At 68.9% G+C, this 12686-nt stretch carries 12 protein-coding genes; 11 read left to right on the top strand and 1 reads right to left on the bottom strand.

Features of this window, described 5'->3' with window-relative positions; translation table 11 throughout:
* Positions 1-48: 48 nt before the first annotated feature.
* Positions 49-1032 carry a diacylglycerol kinase family protein gene (locus C3V38_RS01970; protein ID WP_106384975.1) on the bottom strand — a complete coding sequence of 328 codons (984 nt, stop codon included), beginning with the start codon at positions 1030-1032 and terminating at the stop codon, positions 49-51.
* Positions 1033-1371: 339 nt separating this feature from the next.
* On the opposite strand from C3V38_RS01970, the gene rplJ reads away from it, so the two are divergent.
* The 11 genes from rplJ (at position 1372) to C3V38_RS01915 (ending at position 12682) form a co-directional block, all read left to right on the top strand.
* Positions 1372-1884, top strand: coding sequence for a 50S ribosomal protein L10 (rplJ, locus tag C3V38_RS01965; RefSeq protein ID WP_061228426.1), 513 nt, complete (start codon positions 1372-1374; stop codon positions 1882-1884).
* 60 nt (positions 1885-1944) lie between these two features.
* Positions 1945-2331: a 50S ribosomal protein L7/L12 gene (rplL, locus tag C3V38_RS01960; RefSeq protein WP_061228425.1), complete on the top strand. Its 387-nt coding sequence runs from the start codon at positions 1945-1947 to the stop codon at positions 2329-2331.
* Positions 2332-2541: 210 nt separating this feature from the next.
* Complete coding sequence (locus C3V38_RS01955; protein WP_061228424.1) at positions 2542-3708, top strand: ABC transporter ATP-binding protein; 1167 nt, start codon at positions 2542-2544, stop codon at positions 3706-3708.
* A 25-nt stretch (positions 3709-3733) separates the two neighbouring features.
* Positions 3734-4564, top strand: a complete 831-nt coding sequence (locus C3V38_RS01950) for an ABC transporter permease (RefSeq protein ID WP_061228423.1) — start codon at positions 3734-3736, stop codon at positions 4562-4564.
* A 48-nt stretch (positions 4565-4612) separates the two neighbouring features.
* The gene (locus C3V38_RS01945; protein ID WP_174521533.1) at positions 4613-5422 is read left to right on the top strand and encodes an ABC transporter permease; all 810 of its coding nucleotides are present in this window, start codon (positions 4613-4615) and stop codon (positions 5420-5422) included.
* Positions 5419-6855: an MCE family protein gene (locus C3V38_RS01940; RefSeq protein ID WP_061228457.1), complete on the top strand. Its 1437-nt coding sequence runs from the start codon at positions 5419-5421 to the stop codon at positions 6853-6855. The genes C3V38_RS01945 and C3V38_RS01940 overlap by 4 nt, the downstream gene beginning before the upstream one ends.
* Positions 6852-7943 (top strand): MCE family protein, encoded by a 1092-nt coding sequence (locus C3V38_RS01935; RefSeq protein WP_061228421.1) that lies wholly within the window; start codon positions 6852-6854, stop codon positions 7941-7943. Before C3V38_RS01940 ends, C3V38_RS01935 begins: the two co-directional genes overlap by 4 nt.
* On the top strand, positions 7940-8962 hold the full coding sequence (locus tag C3V38_RS01930) for an MCE family protein (RefSeq protein ID WP_082767668.1): 1023 nt from the start codon (positions 7940-7942) through the stop codon (positions 8960-8962). The genes C3V38_RS01935 and C3V38_RS01930 overlap by 4 nt, the downstream gene beginning before the upstream one ends.
* Entirely contained in the window at positions 8962-10191 is a 1230-nt protein-coding gene (locus C3V38_RS01925; RefSeq protein ID WP_061228455.1) for an MCE family protein, read from the top strand. Before C3V38_RS01930 ends, C3V38_RS01925 begins: the two co-directional genes overlap by 1 nt.
* Positions 10188-11441 carry an MCE family protein gene (locus C3V38_RS01920; RefSeq protein ID WP_061228420.1) on the top strand — a complete coding sequence of 418 codons (1254 nt, stop codon included), beginning with the start codon at positions 10188-10190 and terminating at the stop codon, positions 11439-11441. The genes C3V38_RS01925 and C3V38_RS01920 overlap by 4 nt, the downstream gene beginning before the upstream one ends.
* A complete protein-coding gene (locus C3V38_RS01915) occupies positions 11438-12682 on the top strand; it encodes an MCE family protein (protein ID WP_061228419.1) in 1245 nt (414 codons plus the stop codon). Before C3V38_RS01920 ends, C3V38_RS01915 begins: the two co-directional genes overlap by 4 nt.
* Positions 12683-12686 lie beyond the last annotated feature (4 nt).

Here is a 12686-nt window from a genome sequence, read left to right as displayed (position 1 = left end):
CCTGATCCGTCGGGACCCCTGATGCGCGTCCGAGGCCCGGCGGCGCGTTCAGTACGCGACGCGTACCGCGAGGCCCCTCCGCTTGATCCGGGCGGAGAACTCGGCGACTGTTCCGCAGTCCTCGCCGTCGATCTGGAACGCGGCCGGCTTCTCGAGGATGCGCGCGGTGACACTCACGCCCTGGCGGAAGTCCACCGGGCGGGTCTCGTGACGCTCGGGCTCGTGGGACGAACCGCCGCCGCGGCGCAGCGCGCTGAGGCGGTGGCGGACGGTGTGTTGCGCGAGGACCGCGCCGGCCTTGGCCCACCCGATCGCGCCCTTCGCGCGCAGGGCCATCACGTCCAGCAGGCCGTCGTCGATCACCGCGTCCGGCAGCAGCACCATCCCCGCCTGCAGCATCCCGCAGTTCGCCACGAGCAGGGTCCTCGCGCGGGTCTGGATCCGCGGGCCGTCGTCGAGGGAGTAGTCCACCCTGATCCTGTGGCCGCGCAGCAGGGTGGAGGCGAAGGCGCCCACGTAGGCGAGCCAGCCCACCCGCGCCTTGAGGTCGTCGTCTGTGCCGGCGATCATGTCGGCGTCCATCCCGGCACCGAGCATCACCAGGAACACGTCGTCGTGGGAGTCGCCCTCGCCGTCCGTGTAGCGGACCTCGCCGATGTCGATGGCGCGGCTGCGTCCGGTCATGGCCACCCGCAGCGCGCGGTCGACGTCGTCCAGGGGGATGTCGAGATTCCGGGCCAGCAGGTTGCCGGTGCCGAGGGGGACCACGCCCATCGGCACCGTGGTGCCGATCAGTCCCTGTGCGACCGAGCGCACGGTGCCGTCGCCGCCGCACGCGATCACCAGCCCGGCGCCCTGCGCCGCCGCCTCGCCGGCCTGACCGGTGCCGGGGTCGTCCTCCGTGGTCTCGAGGAAGACGGGGTCGGTCCACCCGTGCCGGGACGCCCGTGCCGTGGCGCGACGGCGCACCTCGTCGACTCCGACCTTGGTGGGGTTATAGACGACGGCGAGGCGGGAGGAGGCTGGAGACACGGGACCAATCTGTCAGAAAGCCGGACTTGCCGCCATTCGCGGCCGGCCCGGGCGATTTGGTATGCGGCGTCCGCCGCCTATACCCTTGGGTCCGAAGTTTGAACGCTCGGAGGTCCAGGCCCCCGGGCGCCTGATCAAGTTTCACCGAAGACCGCAGGTCGCCATTCCCGCCGGGGGTGGTCGAAGGGTCCGGGAGCGCCCGGACGGCCCGCGCAGGAGAACACCGGTCAGCGTAGACGACAGCGCGCCCGCGGGCCCGCCTCCTCCGCGCCCCGTGCCACCTGCGCACGGGGCGTTCGTGTCTCTCCCGGGCGAGATGATGCAGAAAGGAGGCGAAACATGGCAAAGCCCGCAAAGGTCCAGGCCGTCGAGGAGATCAAGCAGCACTTCCAGAACTCCTCCACCGCCGTGGTCACCGAGTACCGCGGACTCTCCGTTCCCCAGGTGACCGAGCTGCGCAAGACGCTGGGTGACGCGGCCACGTACACCGTGGCCAAGAACACCCTGGTCAAGCGTGCGGCCGAGGAAGCCGGAGTCGAGGGTCTCGACGACCTCCTGTCCGGTCCCACCGCCATCGCGTTCGTCACCGGTGAGGTCGTGGACGCCGCCAAGGCGCTCAAGAACTTCGCCAAGGACAACAAGGCGCTCGTCATCAAGGGCGGCGTCATGGACGGCGCCCCGCTGTCCGCCGACGAGCTCGACAAGATCGCCGAGCTCGAGTCCCGCGAGGTCCTGCTCGCGAAGATGGCCGGTGCCCTCAAGGGCAACCAGGCCAAGGCCGCCGGCCTGTTCAACGCGCCCGCCTCGCAGCTGGCACGTCTGTTCGCGGCGCTCCAGGACAAGAAGAACTGATCCACCCCACATGCTTCCGGGCCGTCTGACGGCACCGGGACCAACAGAAAGGACGCCACCATGGCGAAGCTCAGCAACGACGAGCTGCTCGAGGCCTTCAAGGAGATGACTCTTCTCGAGCTCTCCGAGTTCGTGAAGCTGTTCGAGGACACCTTCGAGGTCACCGCGGCCGCTCCGGTCGCCGTCGCCGCCGCCGGCGCCCCGGCTGCCGGTGGCGAGGCCGCCGCCGAGCAGGACGAGTTCGACGTCGTCCTGGAGTCGGCCGGCGACAAGAAGATCGGCGTGATCAAGGTCGTGCGCGAGATCGTGTCGGGCCTGGGCCTCAAGGAGGCCAAGGACCTCGTCGAGTCCGCCCCCAAGGCGATCATCGAGAAGGCCGACAAGGAGGCCGCCGAGGCCGCCAAGACCAAGCTCGAAGAGGCCGGTGCCACCGTCACCCTCAAGTGACCTGACGCACCACCGTCCACAGGGGCGGCCCGGCGACATCGCCGGGCCGCCCCTGTGGCGTCTGTACGACCGGCACATCCCCACGCCCACGAGCACTCTCGACGATCCGAGCGGAACACTTTTCCGGGCCATGTAACACCGCACGCCTACGGAGCGGTAGCTTACAGTGACCGTGGCCACAGATGATGGCTGCAGTGAGGAGTGGTTGCCGTGGGTGTCGAGGTTTCCGTCGAGGGGCTGACCAAGTCCTTCGGTTCGCAGAAGATCTGGGAGGACGTCTCGTTCACCCTCCCCGAGGGTGAGGTCAGTGCGCTCCTCGGCCCGTCGGGCACCGGTAAGTCCGTCTTCCTCAAATCGCTCATCGGCCTGCTGCGGCCCGAGCGCGGCAAGATCATCATCGACGGCACGGACATCCTGCAGTGCACCGCCAAGGAGCTCTACGAGATCCGCAAGCTGTTCGGCGTCCTCTTCCAGGACGGCGCGCTGTTCGGCTCCATGGACCTCTACGACAACGTGGCGTTCCCCCTGCGCGAGCACACCCGAAAGCCCGAGTCCGAGATCAGCGACATCGTCATGGAGAAGCTCGAGCTCACCGGTCTGACCGGTGCCGAGGGCAAGTTGCCGGGCGAGATCTCCGGCGGTATGCGGAAGCGGGCCGGCCTCGCCCGCGCGCTGGTGCTCGACCCGGAGATCATCCTCGTCGACGAGCCCGACTCGGGCCTCGACCCGGTCCGCACGACGTACCTCGCGCAGCTGTTGATCGACATCAACGCGCAGATCGACGCCACGATCCTCATCGTGACGCACAACATCAACCTCGCGCGCACGGTCCCCGACAACCTGGGCATGCTCTACCGCAAGAACCTCGTGATGTTCGGCCCGCGTGAGGTGCTGCTCACCAGCGAGGAGCCGTCGGTCCGCCAGTTCCTGCGCGGATCGAAGCTCGGGCCCATCGGCATGTCCGAAGAGAAGGACGACGCGCAGATGCGCCAGGAGCAGGCTCACGCCGAGGCCGGCCACAACGACGGCTCCCCGGGCGAGGACGAGGTCAAGGGCGTTCCGCCGCAGATGCAGCCGACCCCCGGCAGCCCGCAGCGTCAGGGCGAACTCCGCCGCGAGAAGCGGGTCGCCGAGATGCTCGACGCCCTTCCGCCCGAGGCCCGGGAGGCCATCCGGACGGAGTGGGCCGCCCGTGGGCACGGCAACGGACGCTCGACCGCCGCCGCCCACACCCAGGATTCCGTGCCCGCGGAGTCGGCCCACGCCGACTCTGCGACCACCGCTGCAGAGCCCGCCACGACCCCCGCACACGCCGCCACGCCGGGAGGTGCGAGCCCGTCGGGGCTCGACGACCACTACGGTTCCGGTCAGCACTGAGGCAGGAGAGGTCGGGGGAGAATACATGGCGGAGGGCACGACCCAGCAGCCAGAGAGAAGAACAGGGGTGTCGCCGTCGGATGTCGGCGGTGGCGTCCGCACCGCGTTCGGCGAGGCCGGCAAGGTGTTCCGACTCTTCCTCGAGGTGCTGCGGGGAATTTTCAGACGACCGTTCCAGTTCCGTGAGTTCATCGGGCAGTCCTGGTTCATCGCCTCGGTGACGATCCTGCCGTCGGCGCTCGTGGCGATCCCGTTCGGCGCGGTCGTCGCGATGCAGACGGGTTCGCTGGTCCAGCAGCTCGGGGCGGAGGCCTACACCGGGGCCACCGGCGTCCTCGCCGTCGTGCAGCAGGGGGCGCCGCTGGTGACCTCGCTGCTCATTGCCGGCGCGGCGGGGTCCGCGGTCGCCGCCGACCTCGGCGCCCGCACCATCCGCGAGGAACTCGACGCGATGCGGGTGCTGGGGATCGACCCGGTCCAGCGACTCGTGGTCCCCCGCGTGCTGGGCATGATGCTGATCGCCGTCCTGCTCAACGGACTCGTCTCGATCGTCGGCATCGCCGGCGGCTACGTGTTCAACATCCTGCTGCAGGGCGGCACGCCCGGCGCGTACCTCATGTCGTTCGGGGCGCTCGCCCAGCTGCCCGACTTCATCATGTCGTCGCTCAAGGCCCTCGTCTTCGGGCTCATCGCCGGAGTCGTCTCGTCCTACTGCGGCATGAACCCCAAGGGCGGTCCCAAGGGGGTCGGCGACGCCGTCAACCTGGGCGTGGTCCTGACCTTCCTCCTGCTGTTCTTCGCCAACCTCATCCTCACGGCGATGTACCTGCAGATCGTCCCGCCGAAGGGGTCGTAGATGGCGATCCACACCGACGTCGGCCCCACCCGGGCCCGGATCCGGGCCATGATCCGCGGCCCCATAGCCTCGTTCGACTCGCTCGGCGACCAGCTCGCCTTCCACCTGCGCGCGATCCGGTGGATCCCGCAGACGATCGTCCATTACCGCAAAGAGGTTCTGAGGCTCATCGCCGAGGTGACCTTCGGAGTGGGCGTGCTCGCCGTCCTCGGCGGGACCATCGGCGTGATCGTCATGATGAGCGGTTTCACCGGCGTGGTCGTGGGGCTCCAGGGTTACGCCGCCCTGGATCAGATCGGCAGCTCGGTGCTCACCGGCTTCCTGTCGGCCTACGTCAACACCCGTGAGGTCGCGCCGCTGGTGGCCTCACTCGCGCTGTCCGCCACCGTCGGATGCGGGTTCACCGCCCAGCTCGGGGCCATGCGCATCTCGGAGGAGATCGACGCCCTCGAGGTGATGGCGATCCCCAGCGTGCCGTACCTGGTGACCACCCGGATCATCGCCGGGTTCATCGCGGTCATCCCGCTCTATGTGGTCGGTCTGCTGTCGTCCTACCTCGCCACCCGGGGCGTCAACACGATGGTCCAGGGGCAGTCGACGGGCTCCTTCGACCACTACTTCCATCTCTTCCTGCCGCCCGAAGACGTGATCTACTCCTTCGTCAAGGTCATCATCTTCGCGTTCGTCCTGGTGATGATCCACTGCTACTACGGGTTCACCGCCACCGGCGGACCGGCCGGCGTGGGCGTCGCGGTCGGTCGCGCGGTACGCACCACGATCGTCGTGGTGGCCATCCTCAACTTCTTCGTCGGACTCGCCCTGTGGGGCACGACCACGACGGTGCGGGTGGCCGGATGAACGAGATGTCATCGACACGCAAGCGACTCCTGGCGACCCTGTTCGTCGTCATCGTCGTGGCGTTCGTCGCGACCACGGTCGCGATCTACAACCGCGCATTCACCGCGTCCGACAGCGTCACCATGGTCACCGACGACATGGCCTACTCATTGCCCGTGGACGCGGACGTCAAGGCCCGCGGAGTCCTCGTCGGACGGGTCTCCGGGGTCGAGCCCGACGGCGACCAGGTGCGCGTGAACATGGAGTTCGATCCGGACTTCATGGGCCAGCTCCCGGCCAACATCAGCGGCAGGCTCCTGCCCAAGACGCTGTTCGGCGAGCGCTACGTGGACCTCGGCTTCCCCGACACGCCGACGGGCGCGCTCGAACCGGGCGACACCATCGAGCAGGACACGCGGGGTAACGCGGTCGAGCTCGGCCGGGTCCTCGACGGGTTGCTGCCCGTGCTCGAGGCCGTGCCCCCGCAGAAGCTCGCCGGCACCCTCGGCGCGCTCAACCAGGCGCTGGCCGGCCGAGGCGACGAGATCGGGGCGAGCCTGGTGGAGATCGGCCGGGTCTTCGAGGGCATCTCCGAGGAGATGCCCGCCCTGGAGTCCGGGTTGCAGGACCTCGCGACCTTCTCCCAGACGTACTCCGAGGCGCTGCCGGATCTCGTCCACGCCCTCGACGCCCTGCGGACCACCGGCGACACGGTCATCCAGCGACGCACCGACATCGCGGACGGACTGCAGCGCATCAGCACCTCCGCCGAGGTGCTCACCGGTTTCCTGGCCAACAACCGCACGGACCTCATCGCCCTGGCGGCCGACTCGCGGACCTCGCTGGAGTACCTCGCCGAGTACTCGCCGGCCCTGCCGTGCACCGTCGAGAACTTCATGGTCGCCCTGGACCGCTCCGATGCGATCCTCGGCGTGGGGGACCCGCACCCCGGCATCCGGGTGACCATAGAGGTGGTGAACCCGAAGGGGCGGTACGTGCCCAACCAGGACGAGCCGCGGTTCTTCGACACTCGCGGTCCGCGCTGCTACGAACCGGCCCAGGAGCCCGACATCTTTCCCATGGCCCCCGGCGGGGCGATCGCCGACGGCGCGTTCCAGCCGCCGTCGCGTAATCCCGGCCCGCAGAGCATGCCGACCTTGCCCAACCCACTGGACCTCGACGGTCCGGTCCCGGCGCTCCGCAGCAGGGGCTCCGTCCCCGCGGCACCCGGACGCGCGGTGCCCGAGCAGCCGAACCGTCCGTTCCCGTCGACCGTGACCGCCGGACGGGACGCGGATGTCATGGCCATGGCCTACGCCGGGTCCCCGCTGGAGACCGACACCGTCCGCACGGTCTACGGCGTCGCCTCCGCCCGTGACGCTGCCGAGATCCCGGGCTGGGTCGGTGCCCTCGGCGCCCCGGCACTCCGCGGGACGGAGGTGGCGTTCGAGTGAAGACCAGACTCGGAGCGCTGTTCCGCGGGGGCCTGCTGTCCTCGTTCGTCAAGCTCGTCATCTTCATCGTGGTCACCGGTCTGCTGTCGACCGTCCTCGCCACGACCATCCGGGGCGGTACTCGCGAGAAGGGCACCGAGTACTCCGCGATCTTCTCCGACGCGACCATGGTCGAGGAGGGTGACGACGTCCGGATCGCGGGAGTGGTGGTGGGGCACGTGACCGACTTCGAGATCCACGAGCGCGACCAGGCCAAGGTGTACTTCACCCTCGCCGGTGACCGCACCCTGCCGGCTAACGTCCACCTCAGCCTCCGGTTCCGCAACATGATCGGCCAGCGGTACATGAACATCTCGCGCGAACCGGGGCCGGTCCAGCCGACTCTTCCCGAGGGCACCACCATCCCCATCGAGAAGACGTCGCCCGCCGTCGACCTCACCGCCCTGTTCAACGGCTTCCGGCCGTTGTTCACCACCCTGCAGCCCGAGGACGTCAACGCCCTCGCCGACTCGCTGGTGCGGGTCCTGCAGGGCGAGGGTGGCACGGTGACGAACCTCGTCCGTCAGACCGGCCAGCTCACCAACCACCTGGCCGACCGCGATCAGGTGATCGGGGAGGTCATCGACAACCTCACCAGGGTGCTCGAGACGATCAACGAGCGTGACGTCCAGTTCCAGCAACTCGTGGTGACCACCAGGCAGCTCGTCGAGGGATTGGCCGCCGAGCGGGACGCCATCGGCGGTTCGCTCGAGTCGATGGCGGATCTGACGTCCTCGGCCGAGAACGTCGTCACCGGGACGCGGCCGGCCGTCACCGAGTCGCTAGACCACCTCAAGTTGGTCACCGACAATCTCGCCAACAACGAGGAGAAGCTCAGCGAGGTCCTCACGAACATGCCGCTCAAGACCGACAACCTCATCCGGATGGGTTCGTTCGGTTCCTGGTTCCAGTTCTATCTGTGCGGCGCCGACCTAGTACACGGCCCGGGTAACAACGTGCCGAACCTGCTGCCGAGCGGAGGACCCACGCTCAACCACGTCCTGTACACCAACGTCGCACCGCGATGCCATGAAGGAGGGATCCCGTGAGCAGGCGCAAGCCGGGCGAGCCCCGGTTCGGTAACGCCACCATCGGGGCGATCGGCGTGATCACGATCCTCGTGCTCACGCTCGGCTCCTTCCGACTGGACGCCCTGCCCATCGTCGGGGCGGGGCCGAAGTACGAGGCCTACTTCTCCGAGGCGGCGGGTCTCACCGGCGGCAACGAGGTCCGCGTCGCCGGAATCAAGGTGGGCGTGGTCACCGACGTCGAGCTCGAGGGAGACAAGGTACTCGTGGGCTTCCGGGCCGAGGACGCCTGGCTCGGCGACGACACCCGGGCGAGCATCCAGGTCAAGACCGTCCTGGGGCAGAAGTTCCTCGCGCTCGACCCCGCGGGGACGGGCGAGCTGAACCGGTCCGAACCGATCCCGCTCGAACGGACGGTGGCCCCGTACGACGTGGTCACGGCGTTCTCCTCCGCGGCCGAGACGCTCGACGAGATCGACGACGTCAAGTTGGCGGAGAGTCTGGACACCCTCACCGACGCGATGCAGGCCTCACCCGAGGAGTTCCGCGGCGCGGTCGACGGCGTCGCGCGGCTGTCCCAGACCATCTCCAGCCGGGACGCCGAACTGCGGCAGCTGCTCGAGGCCACCCGGACGAGCTCGCGGATCCTCGCCGAGCGCAACGACGACTTCCGCCGGCTCATCATCGGCACCGGTCAGCTGCTCGGCGAGCTCAACGAGCGCGCGGAGACCCTCAAACTGGTCCTGGCGTCGACCCGCGGTCTGTCGACCGAGCTGCGATTGTTCGTGGCGGACAACGAGGCGAAGTTCGGCCCGACGCTCGACAGTCTCGACTCCGCGCTGGAGATCCTCACCGACCACGAGGAGGACCTCAAGAAGTCCATCCACAACCTCGCGCCCTTCTACCGGCTGTACGCCAACATGCTGGGCACCGGCCGGTGGTTCGACTCCGTGGTCACCAACCTCATCCCGCCGGGAGCGCCGGAACCGCCCTTCTACCCGGGCGCCCGGACGCCGGCCCGACAGAGTGGGATCAAGTGATGCACAAGAAGCTGCCGTACTGGCTGGTGGCGTTGCTCCTCGTCGTCGTCGTCGCGGTCGTCGCCGTCACCTACCTCGCGGTGACCCGACTCGGGCGCACCACCATCACCGCGACGTTCCCGTCCGCGGTGGGCATCTCCGAGGGCACCGACGTCCGCATCCTCGGCGTGACGGTCGGATCGGTCGAAGAGGTCACCCCCATGGGTGACACCGTCGAGGTGCGCCTCCACGTGCGCAGAGGCATCGACCTCCCCGCCGGCGCCAAGGCCGTCCAGGTCACCCCCTCGGTGATCCCGGACCGCAACATCCAGATCGTCCCGGCGTACTCGGGCGGCCCGATCATGGAGTCGGGCGCGCACATCCCGATCGAGCGGACGGCGACGCCCGTCGAGGTCGACAAGCTGTACGCGTCGGTCAAGGACCTCACCGAGGCGCTCGGCCCCGACGGCGCGAACCGCGACGGTGCCCTCGACCGCTTCGTCGCCACCTCCGCCGACACCCTCGCCGACAACGGTGCCGCCCTGGGGCGCTCGATCGACGAACTGTCCCGCGCCGCGACGACACTGGCCGACTCGAGCCAGGACATCAGCGAGACCGTGGTCAACCTGCAGTCCTTCGTCACCATGCTGGCGGAGAACGACGCCCAGGTGCGCGAGTTCAACTCCCAGATGGCCTCCTTCAACCAGACGGTGGCCGGGCAGCGTGAGGACCTCCAGGGTGCGCTGGGCGAACTGAGCTACGCGTTGGCCGACGTCGCGCGTCTCGTGCGGGACAACCAGGACGTGATCCGCAGCAACGCCGACCGCCTGGTGACGATCAGCCAGATCACCGCCGACCAGCGTGACGACCTCGAGGAGATCCTCAAGACCGCGCCCCTGGCGCTGGCCAACCTCATCAACGCCTACGACGCGGAGTCCGGCACCCTGTCGATGCGCCCGAACATCCCCGAGAAGCAGAACCCGGCCGGCATCCTGTGCCAGATCATGAAGCTGGGCCGGCTCAACCCGGGCAACGAACTGTTCCAGGAGCTGGACAACCTCCGTCGCGCCGACATCCAGGCGTGCGAGGCGCTCGCGCCCCAGCGCAACCAGGAACTGCGCACGTCCAACCCGGATCTGCCGCTCGGCATCCTCGCCGGCGAGATGAAGCAGTCCATCCCGGTGCCGGGGACGGTCGAGGGCAACCGCGGGTGGCCCATGACGCCCGCTTCCGAAGGGGGACGGGGATGAGGCGACAGCTCAATCCGGCGGGCCGCGCGGGCCGCGCGCTGGGCGCGGCCGCCCTCGTCGCGGCCGTGGCCGCCGGCTGTTCGATGAACCTCGAGGACTACACGCTGCCCGGGGGCGCCGACGTCGGTGACGACCCCATGGATGTCTCGATCAGGTTCGACGACGTGCTCGATCTGGTGCTGCAGTCCACCGTGAAGGTCAACGGACTCGACGCCGGGCGCGTGACCGGGATCTCGCTGGCCGAGGACGGCTGGACGGCCCAGGTCGACATCGTCCTGCGTGACGACCTGGAGCTGCCCGCCAACACGGAGGCGTCCATCCAGCAGACCAACCTGCTGGGTGAGAAGTTCGTCCAGCTCACCCCGCCGGAGGACGAGCCGCCCACCGGTCGGCTCGCGGACGGGGACGTCATCTCCACGTCCAACACCCGGACCGCCACGGACATCGAGCAGGTCCTCGGCGCCCTGTCGCTGTTGCTCAACGGCGGCGGTGTCGACCAGCTGCAGCCGATCGTCGCCGAACTGCGCAAGGCCACCGACGGGCGAGAGGACGGACTCACCGAGACGCTCCGGTCCGCCGACGAGCTCATCGCCGGGCTCAACCGGCAGCGCGACAGCATCACCGCCGCGCTCGAGGGCGTCAACCTCATGACCGCCCGGGCCAACGATCAGCGCGAACAGATCCAGGCCGCACTCGACGAGCTCCCCGCCGGCGTCGCGGTCCTCGAGGAGCAGCGGCCGCAGCTGGTGGAGATGCTGCGTCGCATCGACGCCCTGGGCCAGGTCGGGTCCGACATCCTGCTCACCAGTCGTGAGGACCTCATCGCCGACCTGCGCGCCCTCCGGCCCGTGCTGCAGTACCTCGGTGAGTCGACGCCGGACCTCATCGAGCTCACCGGCTTCGTGCCCACGTTCCCGTTCCCCGACTCGTCGATCCGCTCGACCATCGGTGGCTCGGCCAACGTGTTCCTGTCGATCGACGCGACCATCTCCGAGACACTCCGCAACCTCGGCGCGAACCAGGGTGACCCGGTCCCGCTGCGTCCGACCACCACAAGAGGGCCGTACAACGTCGACCCCGGCAACCCGTGGGAGGGCGACAACGGCCCGGACCGGAGGACCACCATCGTCCTGCCGCTGTTGCCGGTACCACCCGTCATGGACCGGGCCGTCGAGCCCAGGCCCGCGCCGGGGACCTCGGAGTTCTCCGAGAACTACCTGCCCGAACCAGGGGAGCCCGGATACCGATGAGCAAGACACTGAGAACCCAGCTCATCGCCTTCTGCGTGATAGCAGCGGTGGGTATCGCCTATGTCGGCGCCAACTACGTCCGACTGCCGTCCCTGCTGGGAATCGGGCAGTACAAGGTCTACCTCGACCTGCCGGACACCGGCGGCGTGTTCACCAACGCGGCAGTCAACTACCGTGGGACCGCCGTCGGGCGCGTCGGGGAGCTGACGCTGACCGACGGCGGGGTGCGCGTCGAACTCGATCTCGACTCCGACGCCCCGGGGATTCCCGCCGACACGATGGCCGTGGTCGCCAACCGCTCGGCGATCGGCGAGCAGTTCGTGGACCTCAGGCCCAACAGCTACACCGAGCCGCACCTGCAGGACGGCGACGTCATCACGGCAGGCAGCGAAGCGCTGCCCGTGCGCGTCGAGGACCTCCTGGCCTCGGTCGACGACCTGTCCCGCTCGGTCCCGCTGGACGACCTCGAGGTCATGGTCGACGAACTCGGCGACGCCTTCGAGGGCCGCGGGCCACAGCTCCAGCGGCTGTCGGACTCGCTCATCCGTCTCTCCGAGGAGGGGATCCGCACTATGCCGCAGCTGCAGGCGCTCATCCGGGACGGGGCGACGGTGCTCGACACCCAGGCCGACCAGTCCGGGGAGATCGTCAGCTTCTCGCGTGATCTGCGGACCGTGACCGAGGCCCTGCGGGACTCCGATTCGGACCTCGAGCGGCTCATCTCCACCGCCCCGGAGTTCGCCGACGAGACCCGTGCACTGATCGACAACTCGGGCGAGCCCCTCACCCGGGCGGTGGGCAACCTGTCCACCACCATGAAGACCGTCGATCCGCTGGCGCCGTCGTTCGTGGTGCTGCTGCAGCTGCTGCCCGCACTGTCCGCGGGCGGTCTGTCCGTGGCACCGGGCGACGGGACCATCCACTTCGGCCTGGTACTGGAAATGGACAATCCCACACCCTGTACGCAGGGCTACGAAAGGACCTACGAGATCATCGAGCAGCTCAAGGCGCAGGACCCGTCCTTCGACCCGCTGGAGCAGGACTTCCCGCCCAACTACGAGGCGCGCTGCACGGTGCCGTTCGGCAGTCCGACGGCCGTCCGCGGCGCCGACCGGGTGGAATACGCACACCCCGACGTCCCGCAGCCCTGGGACAGTACACCGAAGATCGACCCGGACCGCCTCAACCTGTCCGTGGCCGCCGAGCAGCTCGCCGTCCTCCAGGGGCTGATCCCACGGTGACGGG

This window comes from Dietzia sp. oral taxon 368, from assembly GCF_002999155.1.
Classification (GTDB): Bacteria; Actinomycetota; Actinomycetes; order Mycobacteriales; family Mycobacteriaceae; genus Dietzia; species Dietzia cinnamea.
The sequence above is the reverse complement of the archived record's forward strand: the minus strand, read 5'-3'. Positions and strand labels throughout refer to the sequence as shown.

Excerpts from the sequence above, each read along its gene's own strand:
- rplJ (WP_061228426.1), top strand. The coding sequence starts at position 1,372 with ATGGCAAAGCCCGCAAAGGTCCAGGCCGTCGAGGAGATCAAGCAGCAC.
- rplL (WP_061228425.1), top strand. The coding sequence starts at position 1,945 with ATGGCGAAGCTCAGCAACGACGAGCTGCTCGAGGCCTTCAAGGAGATG.
- C3V38_RS01950 (WP_061228423.1), top strand. The coding sequence starts at position 3,734 with ATGGCGGAGGGCACGACCCAGCAGCCAGAGAGAAGAACAGGGGTGTCG.
- C3V38_RS01945 (WP_174521533.1), top strand. The coding sequence starts at position 4,613 with ATGATCCGCGGCCCCATAGCCTCGTTCGACTCGCTCGGCGACCAGCTC.
- C3V38_RS01940 (WP_061228457.1), top strand. The coding sequence starts at position 5,419 with ATGAACGAGATGTCATCGACACGCAAGCGACTCCTGGCGACCCTGTTC.
- C3V38_RS01925 (WP_061228455.1), top strand. The coding sequence starts at position 8,962 with ATGCACAAGAAGCTGCCGTACTGGCTGGTGGCGTTGCTCCTCGTCGTC.
- C3V38_RS01920 (WP_061228420.1), top strand. The coding sequence starts at position 10,188 with ATGAGGCGACAGCTCAATCCGGCGGGCCGCGCGGGCCGCGCGCTGGGC.
- C3V38_RS01915 (WP_061228419.1), top strand. The coding sequence starts at position 11,438 with ATGAGCAAGACACTGAGAACCCAGCTCATCGCCTTCTGCGTGATAGCA.